21 protein-coding genes are annotated in these 23,110 nt (G+C 73.7%); 11 read left to right on the top strand and 10 right to left on the bottom strand.

The window, feature by feature from the left end; all coding sequences use genetic code 11:
• Positions 1-205 precede the first annotated feature (205 nt).
• Positions 206-1,876 carry a DHA2 family efflux MFS transporter permease subunit gene (locus tag ACT17Q_RS12810; RefSeq protein ID WP_444662842.1) on the top strand — a complete coding sequence of 557 codons (1,671 nt, stop codon included), beginning with the start codon at positions 206-208 and terminating at the stop codon, positions 1,874-1,876.
• 57 nt (positions 1,877-1,933) lie between these two features.
• On the opposite strand, the gene ACT17Q_RS12805 is transcribed toward ACT17Q_RS12810, so the two are convergent.
• Genes ACT17Q_RS12805 through ACT17Q_RS12795 form a run of 3 tightly spaced genes read right to left on the bottom strand, consistent with a single transcriptional unit; the run spans position 1,934 to position 5,864 of the window.
• A complete protein-coding gene (locus ACT17Q_RS12805) occupies positions 1,934-3,352 on the bottom strand; it encodes a class II fumarate hydratase (RefSeq protein WP_268532812.1) in 1,419 nt (472 codons plus the stop codon).
• A gap of 37 nt (positions 3,353-3,389) precedes the next feature.
• Positions 3,390-4,034: a carbonic anhydrase gene (locus ACT17Q_RS12800; protein WP_243861191.1), complete on the bottom strand. Its 645-nt coding sequence runs from the start codon at positions 4,032-4,034 to the stop codon at positions 3,390-3,392.
• A gap of 48 nt (positions 4,035-4,082) precedes the next feature.
• Positions 4,083-5,864 carry a hypothetical protein gene (locus ACT17Q_RS12795; RefSeq protein ID WP_444662839.1) on the bottom strand — a complete coding sequence of 594 codons (1,782 nt, stop codon included), beginning with the start codon at positions 5,862-5,864 and terminating at the stop codon, positions 4,083-4,085.
• A gap of 166 nt (positions 5,865-6,030) precedes the next feature.
• Between ACT17Q_RS12795 and ACT17Q_RS12790 the strand changes: the two genes are divergently transcribed.
• The 4 genes from ACT17Q_RS12790 to ACT17Q_RS12775 all read left to right on the top strand — a co-directional run bounded on the left by ACT17Q_RS12790 (position 6,031) and on the right by ACT17Q_RS12775 (position 10,450).
• Positions 6,031-7,323: an extracellular solute-binding protein gene (locus tag ACT17Q_RS12790; RefSeq protein WP_444662837.1), complete on the top strand. Its 1,293-nt coding sequence runs from the start codon at positions 6,031-6,033 to the stop codon at positions 7,321-7,323.
• A gap of 98 nt (positions 7,324-7,421) precedes the next feature.
• Entirely contained in the window at positions 7,422-8,321 is a 900-nt protein-coding gene (locus ACT17Q_RS12785) for a carbohydrate ABC transporter permease (RefSeq protein WP_208405599.1), read from the top strand.
• Positions 8,321-9,163, top strand: a complete 843-nt coding sequence (locus tag ACT17Q_RS12780) for a carbohydrate ABC transporter permease (protein ID WP_444662835.1) — start codon at positions 8,321-8,323, stop codon at positions 9,161-9,163. The genes ACT17Q_RS12785 and ACT17Q_RS12780 overlap by 1 nt, the downstream gene beginning before the upstream one ends.
• 15 nt (positions 9,164-9,178) lie before the next feature.
• A complete protein-coding gene (locus ACT17Q_RS12775; protein ID WP_444662833.1) occupies positions 9,179-10,450 on the top strand; it encodes an ABC transporter ATP-binding protein in 1,272 nt (423 codons plus the stop codon).
• A gap of 7 nt (positions 10,451-10,457) precedes the next feature.
• Here ACT17Q_RS12775 and ACT17Q_RS12770 read toward each other — a convergent pair whose 3' ends face one another.
• From ACT17Q_RS12770 to xseA, 3 genes are all read right to left on the bottom strand, one after another.
• Positions 10,458-11,408, bottom strand: a complete 951-nt coding sequence (locus tag ACT17Q_RS12770; RefSeq protein WP_198303503.1) for a carbohydrate kinase family protein — start codon at positions 11,406-11,408, stop codon at positions 10,458-10,460.
• Positions 11,405-11,662: an exodeoxyribonuclease VII small subunit gene (locus ACT17Q_RS12765; protein WP_094179326.1), complete on the bottom strand. Its 258-nt coding sequence runs from the start codon at positions 11,660-11,662 to the stop codon at positions 11,405-11,407. Before ACT17Q_RS12765 ends, ACT17Q_RS12770 begins: the two co-directional genes overlap by 4 nt.
• A gap of 61 nt (positions 11,663-11,723) precedes the next feature.
• On the bottom strand, positions 11,724-12,965 hold the full coding sequence (xseA, locus tag ACT17Q_RS12760) for an exodeoxyribonuclease VII large subunit (RefSeq protein ID WP_268532827.1): 1,242 nt from the start codon (positions 12,963-12,965) through the stop codon (positions 11,724-11,726).
• A gap of 139 nt (positions 12,966-13,104) precedes the next feature.
• On the opposite strand from xseA, the gene ACT17Q_RS12755 reads away from it, so the two are divergent.
• Together ACT17Q_RS12755 and ACT17Q_RS12750 are read left to right on the top strand one after the other, a co-directional pair.
• Positions 13,105-14,472, top strand: coding sequence for a hypothetical protein (locus ACT17Q_RS12755; RefSeq protein ID WP_444662830.1), 1,368 nt, complete (start codon positions 13,105-13,107; stop codon positions 14,470-14,472).
• Positions 14,460-15,479 (top strand): 4-hydroxy-3-methylbut-2-enyl diphosphate reductase, encoded by a 1,020-nt coding sequence (locus ACT17Q_RS12750; RefSeq protein WP_094182016.1) that lies wholly within the window; start codon positions 14,460-14,462, stop codon positions 15,477-15,479. Before ACT17Q_RS12755 ends, ACT17Q_RS12750 begins: the two co-directional genes overlap by 13 nt.
• On the opposite strand, the gene ACT17Q_RS12745 is transcribed toward ACT17Q_RS12750, so the two are convergent.
• Positions 15,466-16,920, bottom strand: a complete 1,455-nt coding sequence (locus tag ACT17Q_RS12745) for a DNA recombination protein RmuC (protein ID WP_444662828.1) — start codon at positions 16,918-16,920, stop codon at positions 15,466-15,468. The genes ACT17Q_RS12750 and ACT17Q_RS12745 overlap by 14 nt on opposite strands.
• 176 nt (positions 16,921-17,096) lie before the next feature.
• Between ACT17Q_RS12745 and ACT17Q_RS12740 the strand changes: the two genes are divergently transcribed.
• From ACT17Q_RS12740 to ychF, 3 genes are read left to right on the top strand one after another with little or no spacing between them, the layout of a single operon-like run.
• Positions 17,097-17,900, top strand: coding sequence for an ABC transporter ATP-binding protein (locus ACT17Q_RS12740; RefSeq protein WP_232514580.1), 804 nt, complete (start codon positions 17,097-17,099; stop codon positions 17,898-17,900).
• Complete coding sequence (locus ACT17Q_RS12735; RefSeq protein WP_444662826.1) at positions 17,876-19,444, top strand: hypothetical protein; 1,569 nt, start codon at positions 17,876-17,878, stop codon at positions 19,442-19,444. Before ACT17Q_RS12740 ends, ACT17Q_RS12735 begins: the two co-directional genes overlap by 25 nt.
• 45 nt (positions 19,445-19,489) lie before the next feature.
• Positions 19,490-20,563, top strand: coding sequence for a redox-regulated ATPase YchF (ychF, locus tag ACT17Q_RS12730; RefSeq protein WP_444662824.1), 1,074 nt, complete (start codon positions 19,490-19,492; stop codon positions 20,561-20,563).
• A gap of 62 nt (positions 20,564-20,625) precedes the next feature.
• On the opposite strand, the gene ACT17Q_RS12725 is transcribed toward ychF, so the two are convergent.
• Genes ACT17Q_RS12725 through ACT17Q_RS12715 form a run of 3 tightly spaced genes read right to left on the bottom strand, consistent with a single transcriptional unit; the run spans position 20,626 to position 22,704 of the window.
• On the bottom strand, positions 20,626-21,174 hold the full coding sequence (locus tag ACT17Q_RS12725) for a hypothetical protein (protein ID WP_444662823.1): 549 nt from the start codon (positions 21,172-21,174) through the stop codon (positions 20,626-20,628).
• 25 nt (positions 21,175-21,199) lie between these two features.
• A complete protein-coding gene (locus ACT17Q_RS12720; RefSeq protein ID WP_444662821.1) occupies positions 21,200-22,252 on the bottom strand; it encodes a hypothetical protein in 1,053 nt (350 codons plus the stop codon).
• A 5-nt stretch (positions 22,253-22,257) separates the two neighbouring features.
• Positions 22,258-22,704, bottom strand: coding sequence for a hypothetical protein (locus tag ACT17Q_RS12715; RefSeq protein ID WP_444662819.1), 447 nt, complete (start codon positions 22,702-22,704; stop codon positions 22,258-22,260).
• A gap of 180 nt (positions 22,705-22,884) precedes the next feature.
• Between ACT17Q_RS12715 and ACT17Q_RS12710 the strand changes: the two genes are divergently transcribed.
• Positions 22,885-23,091: a hypothetical protein gene (locus ACT17Q_RS12710; protein ID WP_444662817.1), complete on the top strand. Its 207-nt coding sequence runs from the start codon at positions 22,885-22,887 to the stop codon at positions 23,089-23,091.
• Positions 23,092-23,110: the final 19 nt, after the last annotated feature.

Raw genomic sequence — 23,110 nt, 5'->3', positions numbered from 1 at the left:
GAGGGTTCTGTCCGGGTGAGTGCGGGGTACCGGGGAGTTCTGTCGGGTTCCCACAGCAACTTCCCCGGGTTGTCACCCGTTCGGGTGGCTCTGGCGGTCGCGCGCATGTGTGGGTCCTTGGTCCTACGCTCGACGACGGGCCCCGACGAGCGCGCGTCGCCGCCCCGAGCGTCGTCCACCGTCCGCGCGCTGTCCGAGAGGCCCCATGACGCACGACCCCAGCCCCGCGCGGCCCACCGCCGCGCCGGCCCCCGGCCAGGTCGACCTGCACGGGCGCTCCCCGTGGAGCGTGCTGCCCGCGCTGTGCCTCGGGTTCTTCATGATCATGCTCGACACGACCATCGTGAACATCGCGGTGCCCACGCTCGGGCGCGAGCTCGACGCGAGCATCACGCAGGTCGGCTGGGTGAACAGCGCCTACCTGCTCTCGTTCGCGGTGCTCCTGCTGGTCACGGGGCGGCTCGGGGACCGGTTCGGGCCGCGGCCGGTGTTCATCGCCGGGCTCGTCCTGTTCACCGTGACGTCGGCGGTCTGCGGGCTCGCCGACTCGGTCGCCCTGCTCGTCGCCGCGCGCGCGGTGCAGGGCGTCGGGGCGGCGCTCATGACGCCGCAGACCATGTCGATGATCACGCGCGTGTTCCCCCCCGAGCGGCGCGGCGCCGCGATGGGCGTGTGGGGTGCGGTCGCGGGCGTCGCCACGATCACCGGCCCGGTGCTCGGCGGCGTGCTCGTCGAGACCGTGGGCTGGGAGTACATCTTCTTCATCAACATCCCGGTCGGCGTCGTGGCGCTGTGGTTCGCGGTGCGGACGCTGCCGTCGCTGCCGACGCACGCGCGCTCGTTCGACGTCGTCGGCGTCCTGCTCTCGGTCGTCGGCATGTTCCTGCTGGTGTTCGGGCTGCAGGAGGGCGAGTCCTACGACTGGGGCACCATCCGGGGGCCCGTCTCGGTGTGGCTGGTGATCGGTGCGGGAGTGCTGGTCCTCGCGGCGTTCGTCTGGTGGCAGAACCGGATCGGCGACCGCGCACTGCTGCCGCTGCGGCTCTTCCACGTGCGCAACTTCTCGCTCGCGAACGTGTCCGGCGCCGCCGTGACGTTCTCGATGACCGGCATCTTCTTCCCGTTCACCATCTACCTGCAGCTCGTGCTGGGGCTCTCGCCGCTGCGGGCCGCGCTCGTCGGGGCGGGCGGATCGCTCGTGTCCGGCGTCGTCGCGCCGCTCGCAGGACGGCTGTCCGACCGGGTGCCGGCGAAGTGGGTGGTCACGGCCGGGTTCGCGACCCTCGCCGTGGTCGTCGCGTGGCTGGCCGCCGCGGTGCGGCCGGACGCGCCGGTCTGGACGCTGGTCGTGCCCATGACGGTGTTCGGCATCGGCACCGGCCTGGTGTTCTCGCCGCTGGCGGCGGCCGCGACCGCGGGGCTCGACCAGCGCACCGCGGGTGCGGGAGCGGGCGCCTTCAACACCACGCGGCAGATGGGCGGCGTGGTCGGCTCGGCGGCCGTCGTCGCGATGCTCACGTCACGCCTGTCGGTCGAGATCCCCGCCGCGGCCGCCGACGCCGCCCGGGACCTCCCCGAGGCGGTGCGTGCGCCCTTCCTCGACGGGTTCGCGCGCCTCGACCCGTCCGCGCTCTCGAACGGCGCGGCCGGGTTCGCCCCGCCCGACGGGGTCCCGGCCGCGCTCGCCGAGCAGGTGCGCGTGGCCGCGCTCGACGCGGTCCACACGGGCTTCGCCGCCGCGACCGCGCAGACGCTCCTGCTCACCGCGGGCGCGCTCGTGCTCGGGCTCGTGGCCGCGCTCGGGATGCACGCGGTGCGACCCCACGCGCGGCCGGTCACGACGGACGCCGCGCGGGAGGTCTCCGGCGCGCGTTGACGGGGGCCGGCGGGGCCGGCCCCCGCCGAGGCGGGGTGGGTCGCGCCAGGGCGAGGGTCAGCCCTGCGGCGGGCGCGTCATGCTCAGCACGTCGAGCGCCGCGTCGAGCTGCGCCTCGGTGACCTCGCCGCGCTCGACGTAGCCGAGGTCCACGACGGCCTGGCGGATCGTGAGCCCCCGCTTGACCGCGTGCTTCGCGATCGCCGCCGCGGCCTCGTAGCCGATGACGCGGTTGAGCGGCGTGACGATCGACGGCGAGGACTCGGCGTACGCCCGCGCGCGGTCGACGTTCGCGACGAGACCCGCCACGGTCTTGTCGGCCAGCACCCGGCTCGCGTTGGCGAGCAGGCGGATCGACTCCAGGACCGCCGACGCGATGACCGGGATCTGCACGTTGAGCTCGAACGACCCGGACGCGCCGGCCCACGCGACCGTCGCGTCGTTCCCGACGACGCGCGCCGCGACCATGAGCACCGCCTCGGGCACCACGGGGTTCACCTTGCCCGGCATGATCGACGAGCCCGGCTGCAGGTCGGGGATCGCGATCTCGGACAGGCCGGTGTTCGGGCCGGAGCCCATCCAGCGCAGGTCGTTGCAGATCTTGGTGAGCGACACCGCGATCGTGCGCAGCGCGCCCGAGAGCTCGACCAGCCCGTCGCGCGAGGACTGCGCCTCGAAGTGGTCGCGCGCCTCGGTCAGCGGCAGGCCGGTGTCCTCGCGCAGCAGCTCGATGACGCGCTGCGGGAAGCCGGCGGGCGTGTTGATGCCCGTGCCCACGGCCGTGCCCCCGAGCGGGACCTCCGCCGCGCGGGGGAGGGCGGCCTGCAGGCGCTCGACGCCGTAGCGCACCGCGGCGGCGTACCCGCCGAACTCCTGGCCGAGCGTCACGGGCGTGGCGTCCATGAGGTGCGTGCGCCCGGACTTCACGACCCCGGCCCACTCGTCGGCCTTCGCGCCGAGCGCGCCCGCGAGGTGCTCGAGCGCGGGGACCAGGTCGCGCACGACGCCCGCGGTGGCGGCCACGTGCACGCTCGTCGGGAACACGTCGTTGGACGACTGCGACGCGTTGACGTGGTCGTTGGGGTGCACGGGAGCGCCGAGCGCGAGGGTCGCGAGCGTCGCGAGCACCTCGTTGGTGTTCATGTTCGACGACGTGCCCGAGCCCGTCTGGTAGACGTCGACCGGGAAGTGCGCGTCGTGCAGGCCGGAGGCGACCTCGTCGGCGGCCGCGGCGATCGCCTCGGCGACGTCGCCGGGCAGCACACCGAGCTCGGCGTTGGCGCGCGCGGCGGCCTTCTTGATGCGTGCGAGGGCCTCGATGTGCCCGCGCTCGAGCCGCGAGCCCGAGATCGGGAAGTTCTCGACCGCGCGCTGCGTCTGGGCGCGGTACAGGGCGGTGGCCGGGACCCGGACCTCGCCCATCGTGTCGTGCTCGATCCGGTACTCGACCGCGTCGTCGGGAAGCGCAGAAGTCATGCGCCCATCCTGCCGCACGCGCGACCGGCCGCGGCGCTCAGAGCTCGCCGACGTCGCCGACGACCTCGGCGACGCGCACGCGGCCGTCCGTGAGCGTGTACTCCAGGCCGATGATCGCGCACCGGCCCTGCTCGACGGCGTCCGCGAGCGAGACGGAGTACCCCTGCAGCATGCGCACGGTGTGCTTGACGTGCTCGTGGCCCAGCGTGGCGGCGTCGAGCGACTCGGCGCCCTCGCCCCGGCGCGTGAGGCCGACGATGCTGGGGATCACCCGGTCGACGACCGCCCGCACGAACCCGGGGGGCAGCGTGCCGTCGTTGAGCGCGGACGTCGCGGCGGCCACCGCACCGCAGGAGTCGTGGCCCAGCACGACGACGAGCGGGGTGCCCAGGACCTCGACGCCGTACTCGATCGAGCCGATCACGGTGGTGTCGAGCACGTGCCCGGCGGTGCGCACCACGAACAGGTCGCCGAGCCCGCGGTCGAAGATGATCTCGGCGGCGACGCGCGAGTCGGAGCAGCCGAACAGCACCGCGAACGGGTGCTGGGACTGCGTCACCTCGGCGCGTCGGTCGACGCCTTGCGAGGGGTGCAGCATCTCGCCTGCCACGAACCGGTTGTTGCCGTCCTTGAGCGCGGACCAGGCCTCGGCGGGAGTCATCCGTGTCGTCACGGCGGTCATCGTCGCAAAACCGCGCGGTCCCCGCTCGCCGGTCTCACGCCCGGGCGGTCAGCCGATCATCGCGAGCGTCAGCAGCTTGCCTAGCATCGCGCCCGCGTCGCGGGGCGACTCGCCGTTGTCGACCAGCCGCTCGCGCGCACGCTTGAGGACCCGCCCGTACGCGGGACGCACCGCGGGGTGCTCGACGGACTCGTGTCCGCGCTCCGCGAGGCGCATGAGGTGCTCGGTCGACATCTCGACCGCCATCCCCGCATGCTCCGCGACGCCGAGGCCCAGGGCCGAGGGGCCCGCGGGGACGTCCGACGGCGACCCGTGCACGGGCAGCTCGGTCTTCGCCTCGGGTCCGAGCGGGCCGCCGAGGTCCGCGAGCCGCTGCGCGACCAGGTCGGGTGCGAGCGTCTTGTCGGGTCGGTCGTACGGCATCGCGGCGAGCTGGGTGTCCATGAGCGCGAGCAGCCCCGCCATGACGTTCTCGCCCTGGCCGCGCAGGCGCGCGCGGTCGCGGCGCTCGCGCGGCGGCAGGCCGTCGACGCGCTGGTGGCCGAGCGCGGCGAGCGCGACCTGGTGCAGGGGCCGCAGACCGGTCATCGACAGCGCGATGGAGTTGCCGGCGCCGTGGATGCCGTTGCGGAAGCCGCAGTAGAGCAACTCGCTCGCATCGGCCCACCGGGGGTCGCCGCCGGTGGCGCGGATGCCCTTGGCGGCCTGCGCGCGCATGGCCCCGAGCTGCACCGCGCGCTGGTTGGTCTGCTCGAACATCTGGCGCTCGGTGCGCCACTTCCAGTTCCCCTTGTAGATCTCGGCGCCCACGCCGTTGATGGTGATCGCACCGCGCCGGACGGTGCTCAGCGGCGAGAGGGTGTCGTAGAAGCCGAGCGTCGTGGAGGCGAGCAGCGCGAGCGGCGGGCCCGCGTCCTGCGACGGGGTGCTCCTCAGGCGCGGCGCGTTCAGACGCAGCCGGTAGTGCTCCGCGATCGGCGCGACCGCGCGCGCGTCCAGGTCGTGGCTGCCCGAGCCGCCGCGCGTGTGCACGGCGAGCCGGTGCGCGGCGCCGCCGTGCACGGCACCGCCCAGGAGCACGCGCGAGTCGTACCCGCCGGACAGCATGAGACGGACGTCGAGGTCGTCGCGCAGCGCGAGCGTGGTCATCGTGCGGGCGACGAAGGTCGCGACGCCCCGCATCGTCTCGACGGGGTCGAGGTCGACGTCGACGACCCGCGACGCGAGCAGCGGACCGTCCGGCTCGGCGCGCAGCGTACGCAGCGGGATGCGCACCCCCCGCCCGGCGGCGGCGTACGCGACCTCCACGACGTGAGTCTCCTCGCTGATCTGCTGCGAGGCGAAGTTGTTCGGGAACGTGCGCGCCAGCAGCACCTCGGTGCGCTGGGTGACGCCCTGGCCCAACCAGCGCCGCAGGTCGACGAGCACGAGCAGCGAGTCGCTCACCGCGGCGAACCCGTCGCCCGTCGTCGAGGCGAGCGCGACCGAGCCGAGCACGTCGCGACGGGCCACGACGGCGTCGTCGTCCCACTCCAGCAGCACGAACTCGCCCGAGACGCCGTGCGGGTCGGCGTGCGCGCCCGCGGGCATGGCCTGCCAGCCGGCGAGCCCGAAGCCGATCGCGCCGTGCTCGGGCGAGACGGCGGTGCCGCGGAAGAACCGGCCGGGGGCGAGGCTCGCGTCGAGGTCCCGGCTCACCAGGAGCAGGACCGTGCGCTCGTCGAGGTCGACGAACCGGTGCTCGGACCCCACGGACCCGCGGACCGTGAGCCACGCGCGGACGCGGGGGACGACGTCACGGCGCAGCACTGCGCCGAGGTAGTTCGACACAGCAGGACGGTAGCGCTCGCACCGGGCGCACCGGACCGAACGCGCACAGCGCGACGAACGTGCACAAGACGTCCACGAACCCTCCCGCGCGGTCTCGACGTGCGGCGGCCCCGCGCGGGGTGTACCCAGGACCCAGCACGACGAGGCGCAACGGACGGAGGCCACCGTGGGTCGACGTACCCGCAACCTCGCGGCGGTCGTCGCGGTCGCGGTCGCACTGCCCCTCGCGGCGTGCGCGGCCGAGTCCGGGCCACCGACGCTCACGTGGTACATCAACCCGGACAACGGCGGCCAGGTCGAGATCGCGGCGCGCTGCACCCAGGAGGCGGACGGCAGGTACCGGCTGGCGACGGAGGTCCTGCCGCGTGACGCGGCGTCGCAGCGGGAGCAGCTCGCGCGGCGGCTCGCGGCGAAGGACTCGTCGATCGACATCATGAGCCTCGACCCGCCGTTCATCCCCGAGCTCGCGGAGCCCGGGTTCCTCGCGCCGATCCCGCAGGACGTGGCCCAGAAGGTCACGACCGACGTGGTGCAGGGTGCGCTGGACGGTGCGACGTGGAAGGACGAGCTCGTCGCGATCCCGTTCTGGGCGAACACGCAGCTGCTCTGGTACCGCAAGTCGGTCGCCGAGGCCGCGGGGCTGGACCCCGCCAAGGAGCCGGTGACGTGGCAGCAGATCATGGACGCCGCCAAGGAGCAGGGGAAGGTCCTCGGTGTGCAGGGCGCGAAGGCCGAGTCGCTCACGGTGTGGGTGAACGCGCTGGTGGAGTCCGCGGGCGGGCACGTGCTGGAGAACCCCGAGGCCCCGGCCGACGAGCTGCGGCTCGGGCTCGAGTCCGACGCGGGCCGCGCCGCGGCCGAGATCATCGGCGCGATCGGGCGCGAAGGGCTGGGCGGTGCGGGCCTGCCCACCGCCGACGAGAACGCGACCATGACGGTCTTCCAGCGGGACAGCGGCTCGTTCATGGTGAACTGGCCGTTCGTGTGGTCGGCGACCAACGCCGCGGTCGAGGACGGCACGCTCGACGCGTCGCTCGTCGACGACATCGGCTGGGCGCTGTACCCGCGCGTCGACGCGGACACCGGGTCCCGCCCGCCGTACGGCGGCATCAGCCTGGGCATCGGCGCGTTCAGCGAGCACGTCGACCTCGCGCTCGAGGCGGCGCAGTGCATCGTCACCCCCGAGAACCAGGCCGAGTACTTCGCGACGAACGGCAACCCGCCCGCGTCGACGAAGGCGTACGACGACCCCGCTGTGCAGAAGGCGTTCCCCATGGCGGACGTCATCCGCGAGTCGCTCGAGCAGGCCGCGCCGCGGCCGCAGACGCCGTACTACAACGAGGTGTCCACCGGCCTGCAGGAGACGTGGCACCCCCCGGCCGACGTGGACCCCGACACCACGCCGCGCCGGTCCACAGACTTCATCACCGCCGTCCTGCGAGGGGAGGCGCTGCTGTGACCACGTCCATCCCGCCGGGAGCCGGAGCGGACGCCCGGTCCCGGACCACCCCCGAACCGGACCCGGACCCGGGCACGACCAGGCGCGGGCGGCCGCGCCTGAGCGACCGCGCGCGGGACGAGGCGCGGCTCGGCTGGTGGCTCGCCGGCCCCGCGTTCGTCGTGATGGTCGCGGTGACCATCTACCCGATCCTGCAGGCGTTCTACGACTCGCTGTTCTCCTACCGGCTGACCGCACCCGACGAGCGTGCGTTCAACGGCGGTGAGAACTACGTCGTCGTGCTGAGCGACCCGGTGTGGTGGCAGGCGTTCGCGGTGACCGCGCTCATCACGGTCGTCACCGTGCTCGTCGAGCTCGTGCTGGGCTTCCTGCTCGCGCTCGTCATGCACCGCGCGATCCAGCGGCTGCGCGGCGTCCTGCGCACCGCGATCCTCGTGCCCTACGGGATCATCACGGTCGTCTCCGCGTTCGCGTGGTTCTACGCGTTCGACATCAGCTCCGGGTTCGTCAACCACTGGTTCGACTGGGTGCCGGGCGTCGACCCGGACCTCAACTGGTTCGCCCACCAGGGCACGAGCCTGGCCGTCATCATGGCGTCCGAGATCTGGAAGACCACGCCGTTCATCTCGCTCCTGCTGCTCGCGGGGCTCTCGCAGGTCCCCGGTGAGCTCGAGGAGGCGGCGGAGGTCGACGGCGCGACGTGGGCGCAGCGGCTGCAGCGCGTGGTCCTGCCGAACATGAAGGCCGCGATCATGGTCGCGGTCCTGTTCCGGGCGCTGGACGCGTTCCGCATCTTCGACAACGTCTTCATCATGACGAACGGCGCGAACGGCACGACGGTGCTGTCCCTGCTGGCCTACCGCACGTCGATCGGGCGCCTCGAGATCGGCCTCGGCTCCGCGATCTCCGTGCTGCTGTTCTTCTGCGTCATCGGGATCTGCTTCATCGCGATCAAGCTGTTCAAGGTGGACCTGGCCAGCGCGAGGGGGGAGGGCTGATGCGCACGCTCACGACCCGCATGAAGGTCGGGTGGGCCGTCATCACGGTCGTCGTCATGGTGTGGGCGCTCCTGCCCGTCGTGTCGATCATCGCGACCTCGTTCAAGCTGCCCAGCCAGCTCAACCTCGGCACGTTCTGGCCCAAGACGTGGACGACGACGAACTACGAGCAGATCTTCGTCGGCTCCGCGAAGGACCTGTTCCTGCCCGCGCTGCGCAACTCCATCGGCATCTCGCTGATCGCCACGTTCGTCGCCGTGGCCCTCGCGACCCTGGCGGCGTACGCGATCGCGCGGCTCGACTTCCGCGGCAAGCGGCTCATCCTCACCACCGCGCTCGGCGTCTCGATCTTCCCCGTCATCTCGATCGTCACGCCGCTGTTCAACCTGTGGCGCAGCATCGGCCTGTACGACACGTGGCTGGGCCTGATCATCCCGTACCTGTCGCTCACGCTGCCGATCTCCATCTGGACCCTCGCCGCGTTCTTCCGGCAGATCCCGTGGGAGCTCGAGCAGGCCGCGCAGGTGGACGGCGCGACGCCGTGGCAGGCGTTCCGCAAGGCGATCGTGCCGCTCGCCGCACCCGGGGTGTTCACGACCGCGCTCATCGCGTTCTTCATCGCGTGGAACGACTTCGTCTACGGCATCTCGCTGACCTCGACGTCCGCCGCGCGGCCGGTCCCCGCCGCGCTCGCGTTCTTCACCGGCGCGTCGCAGTTCGAGGAGCCGACGGGCGCGATCTCCGCCGCCGCGGTCGTCGTGACCGTCCCCGTCGTCATCCTGGTGCTGCTGTTCCAGCGCCAGATCGTGTCCGGCCTGACCCAGGGCGCCGTCAAGGGCTGAACAAGGAGACTTCCGATGGCCGCCATCACCCTCAAGGACATCGTCAAGCGCTACGGCGACGGGTTCCTCGCCGTCAAGGGCGTGAGCCTCGACATCGCGGACGGCGAGTTCGTGATCCTCGTCGGGCCGTCCGGCTGCGGGAAGTCCACGCTGCTGCGCATGATCGTCGGGCTCGAGGACATCACGTCCGGCGAGCTGCGCATCGGTGACGAGGTCGTCAACGACAAGGCGCCCCGCGAGCGGCACCTCGCGATGGTGTTCCAGAACTACGCGCTGTACCCGCACCTGACGGTGTTCGAGAACATCGCGTTCCCGCTGCGCCTCACCAAGGGCCAGTTCACCGAGGACGAGATCCGCGCGAAGGTCGAGCACGCCGCGTCCACGCTCGAGCTGCAGGACCACCTGCAGCGCAAGCCCGCGAACCTCTCCGGCGGGCAGCGTCAGCGCGTCGCGATGGGCCGCGCGATCGTGCGTGAGGCGAACGCGTTCCTGTTCGACGAGCCGCTGTCGAACCTCGACGCGAAGCTGCGCGGCCAGATGCGCACCGAGATCGCCCGCATGCAGCGCCGGCTCGGCACGACGACCGTGTACGTCACGCACGACCAGACCGAGGCCATGACGCTCGGCGACCGCGTCGCGGTGCTGCGCAAGGGCGAGCTCCAGCAGGTCGCCTCCCCGCGCGGGCTCTACGAGCAGCCCGTCAACCTGTTCGTCGCCGGGTTCATCGGCTCGCCGCCCATGAACTTCCTGCCGGGCGAGGTCGTCGACGGCGAGCTGCGCCTGCCGTTCGCGCAGGTCCCGCTGTCCGACGACCTGCGCTCGCGGATCGGTGATCGGGGCGTCGTCATCGTGGGGCTGCGCCCCGAGCACTTCGCGGACGCCGCGCTGCTCGAGGACGGCAAGCGCGACGCCGGCCACACGTTCGACACCGAGGTCGACGTCACCGAGTGGCTCGGCTCCGACCTGTACGCCTACGTGCCGTTCGAGACGAGCCACGAGGTCGCGGGCACGCTCGAGGAGCTCGACCGCGACCTCGACGGCGAGGGCCTGCGCACGCAGCTCGTCGTCGCGCTCGACTCGGAGTCCCGGATCCGGGACGGCGACACCGCGACGCTGTGGTTCGACCCCGCCAAGCTCCTCGTCTTCGACCCGGAGACCGGCGAGAACCTCACGTTCGACGCCGACCGTGCGCGCGAGATCGACGCGCAGAACGAGGCCGACCGCAAGGCGTCGCTCGAGCGGGCGCAGGCGCGCGAGAAGAAGGAGAGCGCCGCGGCCGGTCGGTGACCTGGGGTCAGTCGAGCTCGTGCGCGCGCGGCGGGTTGGCGCCGGCACGCGAGACCGTGACCGCCGCGATGCGCGCGCACCGGCGCAGCACCGCCTCGACGGTCGGTGCCGCGACGTCCCGCAGCGCGGCGCGCCGGTCGGCACCCAGCAGGCCCGCCGACCACAGCCCGTCGACCAGTCCGCCCATGAACGAGTCGCCCGCACCCACGGTGTCGACGACCGTCACGCGCGGGGCCGCGACGCGCACGCGCGCCCCCGCGGCGGTGGCCGCGAACGCACCGTCCCCGCCGTGGGTCACGACGACGAGCGCAGGCCCCCGCTGCGCCCACTCCTCGGCGATCTCCGCGGGCGCGACCCCCGGGTGCAGCCATGCGAGGTCCTCGTCGCTGACCTTCACGACGTCGGACAGCGCGACCATCGCCTCGACGTACGGCAGCGCGTGCCGCGACGTCCCCATGAGCGCGGGCCGCAGGTTCGGGTCGTACGTGACCGTGGAGGTGGGGCGCAGCCGCGTCACCTCGTGCGCGACGCGCGCCGCGCCGGGCTCCAGCACGGCCGCGATCGACCCCGTGTGCACCACGAGCGGCGGGACGTCGTCACCGTCCCACGCGTGCGGCAGGTCCCACTCGAGCTCGAACTCGTAGGTCGCGACCCCCGCGGCGTCCAGGTGCGCGGTCGCGAGCGGCGTGCGCACCGCACCGCGGTCCCCGCGCAGGACGCGCACGCCCGACGCGGCCAGATGGCGGCGCACCAGGTCGCCCTCGGCGTCCACCCCGAGCCACGTGAGCAGGTCGACCGCGCGGCCCAGGCGGCCGAGCCCGAGCGCCACGTTCGCGGGGCTGCCGCCCGGGTGCTCCTCGCGCGTGCCGTCGGCGCGCGCCACGACGTCGATCAGCGCCTCGCCGACGACGAGCGCGCGCTCGTGCGGCGTGCCCGGGGCCACGGGCTGCGCGCTCACGCGTCCCCGTCCTCGTCGCTCGTCCCGCGCGCGGCGGCGAGCCGCTCCCGCGCCCCGTCGAGCCACTGCTGGCACCGCGCCGCGAGCGCCTCGCCGCGCTCCCACAGCGCGAGCGACTCCTCGAGCGACTCGGCGCCGCTCTCGAGCCGCGTCACCACCGCGACGAGCTCGTCGCGCGCCTGCTCGTAGGTCAGCCCGGGTACGTCGTCGTTCGCGGCCTGCGCCGCGGGCGCGGGTGAGGTCTGCTTCGGCACGTCCGCCAGTCAACCAGACCCCGCCCACGCCCGGATCATGGCCCGGCCCGTGCGCCCGGTCTCAGGTGTGCGTGACCTGCGCCGCGAGCTCGCCGCGCGCGACCCGCACGCGCAGCGCGTCGCCCACGGCGACCTCGTCGGGGCCCCGCACGACCGCGCCGTCCGCGCGCTGCACCACCGCGTACCCGCGGTCGAGCGTCGCCGCGGGGGACAACGCCCGCACGTGGCCCGCGAGGCCCCGCACCTCGGTCTGCGCCCGGTCGAGCAGGTGCTCGAGCGTGCGCCGGGCCGACTCGCGCAGCGCGAGCACGCGGGTCTCGTGCGCGTCGACGAGCGTGCCGGGCCGCGCGAGCGCGGGGCGGCTGCGCCAGTGCTCGAGCGCCGTCTGCTCCCGGGCCAGGCGCTGCGTGAGCGCCGCGCGGGACCGCAGCCGGGCCTGCGCGATCCGCGCGCGCTCCTCGGCCACGTCCGGCACCACGCGCTTGGCCGCGTCCGTCGGGGTCGACGCGCGCAGGTCGGCGACGAGGTCGAGCAGCGGTGCGTCGAGGTGGTGCCCGATCGCGCTGACCAGCGGGGTCCGGCACGCCGCGGCCGCACGCACGAGCGCCTCGTTGCTGAACGGGAGCAGGTCCTCGAACGAGCCGCCGCCGCGGGCGACCACGATCACCTCGACCTCGGGCCGCGCGTCGAGCTCCGCGATCGCGGCGCTCACCTCCGGGACCGCGCGCGGGCCCTGCACCGTCACGCGGCGGATCTCGAAGCGCACCGCGGGCCACCGGCCGCGCGCGTTCGACACGACGTCGTGCTCCGCGTCGCCCTGCTGCGCGCACACCAGCCCCACGACGGCCGGCAGGAACGGCAGCCGCTTCTTGCGCGACTCGTCGAACAGCCCTTCGGCACCCAGCACGCGCCGCAGGTGCTCGATGCGCTCCAGCAGCTCCCCGAGCCCGACGAGCCGCACGTCGTCCGCCGCGAACGACAGGCTCCCGCGCTTGAGGTGGTACGTGGGCCGCGCGTGCACGACGAGGTGCGCACCGTCACCGACCCCCTTGCCGAGGCGCGCCACGCTCGCCGCGCTCGTCGTCACCGAGATCGACATGTCGACGTCGGTGTCCCGCAGCGTGAGGAAGCACGTGGTGTTCCAGCGCTTGAGGTCGAGCACCTGCCCCTCGATCCAGACCGGCGGCATGCGCTGCACGTAGTCGGCGATCTTGGGCGCGAGGTGGCGCACGGGCCACGGCCGGTCCGGCGTCGTGTCCGCCGCCCGCAGGGGCAGCGGCTCGCGTGGTGTCGTCTCGCTCACGCCCCCAGCCTGCCGCACGCGGCCCACACACCCTCGTCCCGGGCGCGTCCGACGTGCCCACCTGCGGCCCCGGCGCGCCGGGGTGACGACGCGCCGGTCGGGCGTTCCCCCGCACGGGGCGAGCGGATATGGTCTGCGCGTGCATCGCCGACGGACCCGCCACCCAGCGCGTCATCTGGCGGTCATCTCGGTCCTGGTGCTCGCCGTCCTGCTCGGCGGTGCGACCGCGACGACGTCCGTCGCGCGCGCCCAGGCCGCCTCCGCGGCCCTCTCGCAGGGCGAGTCCGCGGCCCGCCGCGTGAGCGCGTTCTCCGCCGAGCGGCTCTCGCTGCTCGCGGCGCGCAAGGCCCACGAGCTCGAGGTCGCGATCGAGCGTGACCGGGTGCGCCGGCAGATCGAGCTCGACCGGATGGTCGCGGCCTCGCGCCCGCAGCGCTCGGGCGAGGTCGTCGCGACGTTCTCCGGCAACCGGGTCGACGTCGCCCGCACGCCGCCCGAGAGCGGCTCGCCGCCCATGCAGGTGCTGCGCCGCAGCACCGTCGAGGTCGCGATCGCGTCGGCCGGCGAGAAGCGCCTCGTCACGCTCCAGGTCCCGTCCGTCCTGCGCCCCGGACCAGGGTCCAACCGGCAGGTCATGGGGCAGTGGCGCGTCGTGTGCGCGCCGGGCGAGGGCGAGCCCGGCCGCGTCGTCACGAGCGAGGCCGACGACGGCGACGCGACGAGCTCGAAGAGCACCACGCGCAACCTCCTGGCGTGGGACGCGTCGACCGTGACCGTGCGCTCGCTGTTCACGTTCACGCTCCCCGGGACGTACGCGTGCCACGGCAGCTGGGGCGCGCGCAGCTCCGTCGCGGTGCAGGACGACCGCGTCACGCAGATCAGCGCGCAGCCCGGCACGCTCACCGTCTCCGACGTGCTGAACGACGACGTCGACGCCAAGCAGTGCTTCTGGACCCCCCGGTTCGGCAGGTCCGGGGCGCTGCCGACGAGCTGCGCGTACAGCTCGCCCCTCCAGGGCGACCAGGCGCGCCTCGTGCCCGGCGGACCGTCCGCGCACGTCAACCGGATGACCGCGTTCGTCGCGGCCCCCACCGACACCGAGCCCGGCCGGTGGATGCGTGCCTCGGCGACGATCCACGTGACCAGCTGCGCCGCCGAGCAGTACCGCGGCACCTGCCGCCCCGAGGACCGCAAGAAGGGCACGTTCACCCGGTTCCTCGGCAAGCTCCTGCTGCGCGACGCGAACGGCGACCCGTACCCCGCCTCGTGCGTGCAGCTCGCGGGCGGTGTCCGGGGGTGGCAGAAGCTCGACGTGTCGGGCAAGGTCCACCACGACCAGCTGCAGTTCGACCTGCGCTTCCGCGTGCTGCCCGGGTGCTCGCCCGAGGTCCTGCTGCTCTCGACGGTGAGCGCGCAGAAGATGAAGGGCGCGACCGCCGGCGAGGTCCACGACCTGTCCTCCCAGATCCTGGTCGTCGTCGACGAGCACGTAGGATCGGGCAGGTGACCAACCGACGCGTGCTCCTCGCCGCCCCCCGCGGCTACTGCGCGGGCGTCGACCGCGCGGTCATCGCGGTGGAGAAGGCGCTCGAGCACTACGGCGCCCCCGTGTACGTGCGCAAGGAGATCGTCCACAACAAGTACGTCGTGGAGACGCTCGCCGCGCGCGGCGCGGTGTTCGTGGACGAGACCGACGAGGTGCCGCAGGGTGCGCGGGTGGTGTTCTCGGCCCACGGTGTCTCGCCCGCCGTGCACGCGGCCGCGGCGGCACGCTCGCTGCAGACCATCGACGCGACGTGCCCGCTGGTGACGAAGGTGCACAAGGAGGCCGTCCGCTTCGCCTCCGACGACTACGACATCCTGCTCATCGGCCACACCGGCCACGAGGAGGTCGAGGGCACGCAGGGTGAGGCGCCGGAGCACATCCAGGTCGTGAACTCGCCGGACGACGTGGACGACGTCGTGGTGCGCGACCCCGCCAAGGTCGTGTGGATCTCGCAGACCACCCTGTCGGTCGACGAGACCATGGAGACGGTGCGCCGGCTGCGTGAGCGGTTCCCGTCGCTCCAGGACCCACCCAGCGACGACATCTGCTACGCGACGCAGAACCGCCAGGTCGCGGTGAAGAAGATCGCGCCGCACTGCGACGTGGTCGTCACGGTCGGCTCGGCGAACTCGTCGAACTCCGTGCGGCTGGTCGAGGTCGCGCTCGAGAACGGGGCGCGCGCGTCCTACCGGATCGACCAGGCGTCCGAGATGGACCCGGCGTGGTTCGTGGGCGCGACGACCGTGGGCGTCACCTCGGGCGCGTCCGTGCCGGAGATCCTCGTGCGCGACGTGCTCGACCGGCTCGCGTCGTTCGGGTTCGCGGACGTCGAGGAGGTCCGCACGGCGACCGAGGACCTCATGTTCTCGCTGCCGCGCGAGCTGCGCGCCGACCTCAAGGCGTCCGGCAACGCGCCGGCCCGCCCGCGTCGCGGCACGCGTCGCTCGCTCGACGTCACGCCGGCCTGACCGACGCCTCGCCCGGCTCGTCCTCGCCCCGCGTGCGGGGCGCCTGCTCGGCGAGTGCCCGCTCGTCGCGCTGGGCGCTCGTGTCGAAGCCGTCGACGTCGTCGACCTCGTCGGCCTCGTCGAACCGACCACCGGCCCGGTCGCTGCCGTCGAGCCCGTCGAGGCTCACGAGCTGGTCGCTCGCGGACGCCAGCAGCTCGGGGGCGCTGAGCGCCGACAGGCGCGGGTCCGCCGGGGGCGGGCTCATCAGGTCCTCGCTCACCACCCCGAGCTCGGCGAACCGCCGCGCGCTCACCAGGACGCGCGTCTCGAGCGAGCCGACCGTCTTGTTGTAGGCCTCGGCCGCGGCGTCGATCGAGCGCCCCAGGCGCGTCAGGTGCCCGCCGAGCGTGGCGATCCGGCCGTGCAGCTCCTTGCCGAGCGACAGCACCCGCTGGGCGTTCGCGGCGAGCGCGTCCTGGCGCCACGCGTACGCGACCGTGCGCAGCAGCGCGAGCAACGTGGCGGGCGTCGCGACGACGACGTTGCGGTCCGCCGCGTACTCCCACAGCGTCGGGTCCTCCTCGACAGCGGCGTGCCAGAACGCCTCGGTGGGGACGAACATCACGACGAACTCGGGCGCGGGCGCGAACTGGTCCCAGTACCGCTTCGCCGCCAGCGAGTCGACGTGCGCGCGCATGTGCCGTGCGTGCGCCGCGAGCCGCTGCGCGCGCACGCCCTCGTCGGTCGCCTCGTGCGCCTCGAGGAAGCCGAGGAACGCGACCTTCGCGTCCACGACGAGGTGCTTGCCACCAGCCAGGTGCACCACCATGTCCGGGCGCTGCAGGCCCTCGTCCGTGCGCACCTGCTCCTGCTCGACGAAGTCGACGTGCGCGAGCATCCCGGCGGACTCGACGACCCGGCGCAGCTGCGTCTCGCCCCAGCGCCCGCGCACCTGCGAGGACCGCAGCGCGGTGACGAGCTGCGCGGTCTCGGTGCGCACGCGCTCGGACGCCACCCGCATCGTCTCGACCTGCTCCCGCAGCGCGGCGTCGCTGGCCGCGCGCGCCCGGTCCGCCGCGGCGACCTGGCCCCGCACCTCGTCGAGCGTGCGGGTCAGCGGCTCCACGAGCTCGCGGACCGCCTGCTCGCGCTGCGCGAGCTCGCCCACCTGCGTCTGCCGGTCCGCGGCGAACCGCTGCGACGCGAGCGCGAGGAACTGCTCGGAGGACTGCGCGAGCGCGTCGGACGCGAGCGCGCGGAACTGATCGGCCGAGCGCGCCGACGCCTCGAGCGCGGCGGCCCGCTCCGACTCGAGGCGCGCGCCCGCCGCCGCGGCGGCGACCTCCGCGCGCCGCACCGCGGCCTCGGACCGGCGCGACGCGCTCGCCCACGCCACGGCGCCCCCGGCGACCACGCCGACGACCAGTCCCACGAGCACCCCGAGCAGCAGCTGTCCCATGCGCCGAACCGTGCCAGACACCACCGACACCCGCCCCGACCGCAGGTCAGCGGCCCGGTGCGGGACCACGGACCGCCGACGGTGTCGGCGCGCGTCCGTATGCTGACCGCGTGCCCGACGACGTGACGACCTCGCCACCCGCCTCACAGCCCGCCTCTCAGCCCGCATCCCCGGCCATGCCCCCGTCCGCCGGAACCGGAGTGCCGACGGCGCGGACCGGCGTGCCCGCGCTCGAGCTGCGCGGGCTCTGGCGCCGGTTCGGCGAGAAGGTCGCGGTCGCGGGCATCGACCTCGTCGTGCCGGCCGGGTCGTTCTACGGCCTCGTGGGCCCCAACGGCGCGGGCAAGACGACGACGCTGTCGATGGCCACGGGCCTGCTCGTCCCGGACGCGGGGCAGGTGCTCGTGCACGGCCAGGACCTGTGGGCCGACCCGGTCGCCGGCAAGGCGCTCATCGGGATCCTGCCCGACGGCGTGAAGCTGTTCGACCGGCTCACGGGCGAGCAGCTCATCACGTACGCGGGGCTGCTGCGCGGGCTCGACCGGGACACGGTCACGCAGCGCGCCCGCGACCTGCTCGTCGCGATGGACCTCGTCGCGGACGCGCGCACGCTCGTCGTCGACTACTCGGCGGGCATGACCAAGAAGGTCGCGCTCGCGTGCGCGATGGTGCACGCCCCGCGCCTGCTCGTCCTCGACGAGCCGTTCGAGGCGGTCGACCCGGTGTCCGCCGCGAACATCCGCGACATCCTCGCCCAGTACGTCGCCTCGGGCGGGACGGTCATCGTCTCGTCGCACGTCATGGACCTCGTGCAGCGCATGTGCGACCACGTGGCGGTCGTCGCGGGCGGGCACGTGCTCGCGGCGGGGACGGTCGATGAGGTGCGCGGCGGCATGAGCCTGGAGGACCGGTTCGTCGAGCTCGTCGGCGGGCGCGTCGCGGGGGAGGGGCTCGCGTGGTTGCGCACCTCGTCCGACTGAAGCTCGCGCTCGTCGCGAACGGTCTGCGGCGCAGCGTCTGGCAGGTCGTGGGGTTCGCGTTCGCCGTGCTGTACGGGCTGGGCATCCTCGCGATCGTCGTCGCGGGGATGGTCGCGGTCGGCACGCAGGACGTCGCGCTGCAGCGGACCGTCACCGTGCTGGTCGGCTCCGCGCTGGTGATCGGCTGGTGGTTCATCCCGCTGCTCGCGTTCGGCGTCGACGCCACGCTCGACCCGGAGCGGTTCGCGACGTTCGCGATCCCGCGGCGCGTGCTCGTCGTCGGGCTCGCGGTCGCGGCGCTCGTGGGCGTGCCGGGTGTGCTCAGCGCGGCCGCGGCGCTGTCGACCAGCTTCGCGTGGTTCCGGCACCCGGGTGCGCTCCTCGTCGGGGTCGTCGCCGCGGTGCTGGGCCTGGCGGTCGCGGTCGTCGGCGGGCGCGCGGTGGTCGCGCTCGCGGCGCCGCTGGTCGCGCGCCGCCGCGCGCGTGAGCTGACGGCGGTCGTGACGCTCCTGCTCGTCGTGAGCATCGGCCCGACGCTCGGCACGCTCACCAACGGCCGTGAGATCAGCCGCGAGACGTTCGACGACCTGGTCGGTGTGCTCGCGTGGACGCCGTTCGGTGCCGCGTGGGCGGCGCCCGCCGACGTCGCCGCGGGGGACCCGGCGCTCGCCGTGGCCCGGCTCGCGATCGCGGGCGTGACCCTCGCGATCGCGCTGCGGCTCTGGGAGGGCGCGCTCGCGCGCACGCTCGTGCAGCCCGTGCACGCCGGCTCCGGCGGCGCACGGCCAGCGGGGCTCGGGGTGCTCAGCCGCGTGCCCGCGACGCCGCTCGGCGCGGTCGTCGGCCGCTGCCTCGTCTACTGGTTCCGCGACCCGCGCTACGCGGTCGCCCTCGCGATCGTGCCGTTCACGCCCGTGCTCCTGTGGGTCGTCGGGCGTGGCGGCAACGCGGACCTGGTGCTGGCCTCGGGTGTGCTCGCGGCGTTCGTGTGCGGGTGGGGCGTCAGCTCCGACGTGTCGTACGACGGCTCCGCGTTCTGGATGCACGTGAGCGCGGGCGTGCGCGGAGTGGTCGACCGGCTGGGTCGCGTCGTCGCGTCGGGCATCATCGCGGTCCCGCTCGTCACGACGATCGTCGTCGTGACCGCCGCGGTCACGGACCGCCTCGACGCGGTGCCCGCGCTGCTCGGCGCCGCCGCGGGCGTCATGCTCACGTCCTACGGCGGCGCGAGCATCGTCTCGGCGCTGTTCGTGCAGCCCGTGCAGCAGCCGGGCGAGAACCCGTTCCAGACCCGCCAGGGCGCGTCGATGGCCACGGTGCTCTCGCAGACCGCCGGGTGGGCGCTCGTGCTCGTCGCCGCGTCGCCGCCCGCGCTGCTCGCGTGGTTCGCGGTGTCCCGCTCGTCGGCCGCGCTCGGCTGGGCGGCGCTCGCCCTGGGGGTCGTGCTCGGCGCGGTGTGGCTGACGGTCGGGGTGCGCGTCGGTGGGCGGCTGCTCGACCGCCGTGCGCCCGTCCTGCTGCAGCGCGTCATCGCGTTCGAGTAGCGCCCCGGTCGGGCGGGTGCGGGTACCCCCGTAGACTTGCCGCCCGTGGCACTCACCATCGGCATCGTCGGCCTGCCCAACGTCGGCAAGTCCACCCTCTTCAACGCCCTGACCCGCGCGCAGGTGCTCGCCGCGAACTACCCGTTCGCGACGATCGAGCCCAACGTCGGCGTCGTGCCGCTCCCGGACGAGCGCCTCACGAAGCTCGCCGAGGTGTTCGGATCGGAGCGGATCGTGCCCGCCACGGTGTCGTTCGTCGACATCGCGGGCATCGTCAAGGGCGCGTCCGAGGGTGAGGGCCTGGGCAACAAGTTCCTCGCGAACATCCGCGAGGCCGACGCGATCTGCCAGGTCACGCGCGCGTTCGCGGACCCCGACGTCGTGCACGTCTCCGGTCAGGTGAACCCGAAGGACGACATCGAGATCATCTCGACCGAGCTGATCCTCGCGGACCTGCAGACGCTCGAGAACGCGATCCCGCGGCTCGAGAAGGAGGTCCGCGGCAAGAAGACGGACCCCGAGGTGCTCGCCGCGGCGCAGCGCGCCAAGGACGTCCTCGAGACCGGCACCACGCTGTTCGCCGCGGGCCTGCGCGACGACGAGCACGTGCGCGCGCTGCAGCTCATGACCTCGAAGCCGTTCATCTACGTCTTCAACACCGACGACGAGGGCCTCGCGGACACCGCGATGCAGGACGAGCTGCGCGCGCTCGTGGCGCCCGCCGACGCGATCTTCCTCGACGCGAAGTTCGAGTCGGAGCTCGTCGAGCTCGACGAGGACGAGGCGCGCGAGATGCTCGAGGCGAACGGCCAGGACGAGGCGGGCCTCGACCAGCTCGCCCGTGTCGGGTTCCACACGCTCGGCCTGCAGACCTACCTCACGGCCGGCCCCAAGGAGGCCCGCGCCTGGACGATCCGCCAGGGCTGGACCGCGCCGCAGGCCGCCGGCGTGATCCACACGGACTTCCAGAAGGGCTTCATCAAGGCCGAGGTCATCTCGTTCGAGGACCTCGTCGAGGCCGGCTCCGTCGCGGCGGCCCGCTCGGCGGGCAAGGCCCGTGTCGAGGGCAAGGACTACGTCATGGTCGACGGCGACGTCGTGGAGTTCCGCCACAGTTGAACACCTGCGGCGTTTCCGCAGGTCAGAGCGTTGCAAGATTGCCGTCTTGCAAATGGCATGTGCTACTCGAAGTCCTTCGGGCGCTTGGTGGACTCGTCGATACGTAGTCGAACGTCAGCGTCCGCCGCTGTGTAGAGGTCGATCGCCTTCAAGCCGAGGTCTGCGCGCATGGCGTTGAGTGCGCGGGCGTTCTGCCTCTCGGCCTCGCTCTGCGCCGCCGACTGCTCTTCGTCGTCGCCAGGAAGTGCCCACGCAAGGTCGAACAGGGCGGTCTTGGCGCTCTCGACGGCCGCGCGCACATCTCCGGGAGCGAGCAGATCGAGTTCGCCACGAACCGCGACGAGCGTGGACCAGCCCTCGTTGGTTCGCGTCTGCGCGTCGTCGAACTCGCCCGGCGGGCGGGTGGCACGGTCGAGGTTGAAGACGTTCATGAACCGGACCATCGCCTCGTACTGCTCGGTGAGAGCGGCCTGTGTCCTGGCATAGATCACGCGCTTCTCCTGCAGCCAGCGCGCGTCCTTGGCGTCGCGACGGTTGAAGTAGAGCGTGACGCCGCTGAGCGCGAAGCCAACGACACCGAGCACGAGTGCGACGACTGTCCCTGCGTCCATGCTCGGACGGTAGCGGGCGTGGCGCTCAGCCGTGCCGCAGTTCGTCCACGAGGTGCGCCAGGCTCCCGAGGTGCGCCCACGGCGTCGCGTTCGGTGTCGGCTGGCTGCCTGCCGGGCGGCGCACGACGCACCACGCGACCAGGCCCACGAGGTCCGTCGCGGACAGGGTGCGCCCGACGCCGAGGTGGTCCAGGAGCGCGCGCTCCATCGCGGTCGGGCCGAGCGCGCCGCCGACCTGCTCCACGGCGGCGTCGCACGGCGAGCACAGCCAGCCGCGCACCGGCTCCGGGCTGGGGCGTCCGCCGAGCGCGCTGGTCGTGGCGGTGACGGGGTGCCACGCGTTGTGGTCGCCGGGCATCGCGAGGACCGCGCCGACCCCGCAGAACAGGCACCCGCGCGGCGCGGGAGCGCTGTGGTCGGCGGTGAGCGCCGGGGGAGCGGTCGGGCGCGGGACCGCGACCCTCGCGCGCAGGAGCCCGGCGTAGGCGTCGCGCAGCGTCGCTGCGTGCTCGTCGTCCACGTGGCCCCACGCGGTAAGCGCGGCGGTCCCCGTGGTCGCGTTGCGCGCCATGATCGGCGCGAACCGCGCCGCCCAGCGCGCGGCACCCCCGGCGCTGGTCAGGTACGCGAGGAGGAGCCGCACGTCCTTGCCGGAGCGAGTCAGGGCGTCCAGCCCGAGCGTGCGGTGCCCGAGCGAGGCCAGGGCGTCGAGCGCGTCCAGCGCGCACTCCACGCGGTGCAGCGCGATGTCACGCGAGCCGATCCGGTGCGCGACGGCAGGGTGAGCGGCGACCACGGCGAGCGCCTGCATCCGTAGCTTCTCGCACGAGGGGCACCTGGTGACCTCCTCGGTCTGCAGCCGGGCGGGCATCCCGGACTCGACCAGGGCGGCGGGTGTGGGCACGCCGTCGCGCCCGGTCGCGGCGAGGGTCACCACCGCGCCCGGCGCGTGCGGGCCGTGGACGGCCACGCCGCAGGCGAGGCAGGCGAGGTCGCCGCCTTCGAGCGCGAGGGTCACGAGGGCGGGGCGGGGCTCGGTCGTCGTGGTGGTCGGGTTGGTCGTCGTCGTCGTGGTCATGGCGATCACCGGCCCGTCTGCGTGGTGGCGGTCGTGGGGTGAGCGGCGAGGCGCACCTTCGCGCGGCGCAGGCGCTCGGCGCACACGCCCTCGAACGCCTTGCCGATGGTGGTCGCGGACGGCACCTGCCAGCAGGGCTGCCCGGCGGGAGCGCCGTGCACCGGGCACGACACGGACTTCACGACGTTGAGCGTGCGGCGCACCAGCGCCCGCTCCCCGAGGTCATCGAGGAACCGGGGCCGTCCGGAGGCAGGGGCGACGGCGGCGGGCGTGACGGGCCGGGTGGGGGCAGCGGCGGCGGCGGCGCTGGCGACCGACGGACGCCAGCCCGGCAGGAACACCGCCGTCGTCGGGTCGATGGGCCGGGCGTCGTCGCTGTCGCGAGAGCGACGGTGGGCGCGGCGGGCGGCGCGGGTGGCGCGCTGGGCGATGAGGTCGTGACGTGTGGGCATCGGCGGGCAGCCTCTCGGACTGCTCCGGCCCTACTGCCAGCGAGCGCGGCACGGCTGGCGTCGTCGTCCCGGCGCTCGAAGGACCGTGCTCGGTTCGAGCCTAGTCCCCGTTCGGACCGACACCGTACTACGGGAGGCGGATACCCTGGTGGGGTATCCCGCTGAGACGAGGAGAGCGCGATGACGACCACCCCGAGGACCGGCCGGACGACGGCGACCACGGCCACGATGACCGGGCGCACGGAGTCGATGACGCTCGGCGCTGGCGAGCGCTCGCGCGGCTTCGCCCCCAACCCTCTCGACCACGCACGAGCGCGGTCGGCTCGCGCGCACCTCGTCGCGCTCCGTGAGGTGGAGCGGGCAGCCAGCCGCGCCGGGCTGCGCTGACCACCCGCTCCATCTCAGG

It is taken from the genome of Cellulomonas sp. CW35 (assembly GCF_052378485.1).
In the GTDB taxonomy this organism is placed as follows: domain Bacteria; phylum Actinomycetota; class Actinomycetes; order Actinomycetales; family Cellulomonadaceae; genus Cellulomonas; species Cellulomonas uda.
The sequence above is the reverse complement of the archived record's forward strand: the minus strand, read 5'-3'. Positions and strand labels throughout refer to the sequence as shown.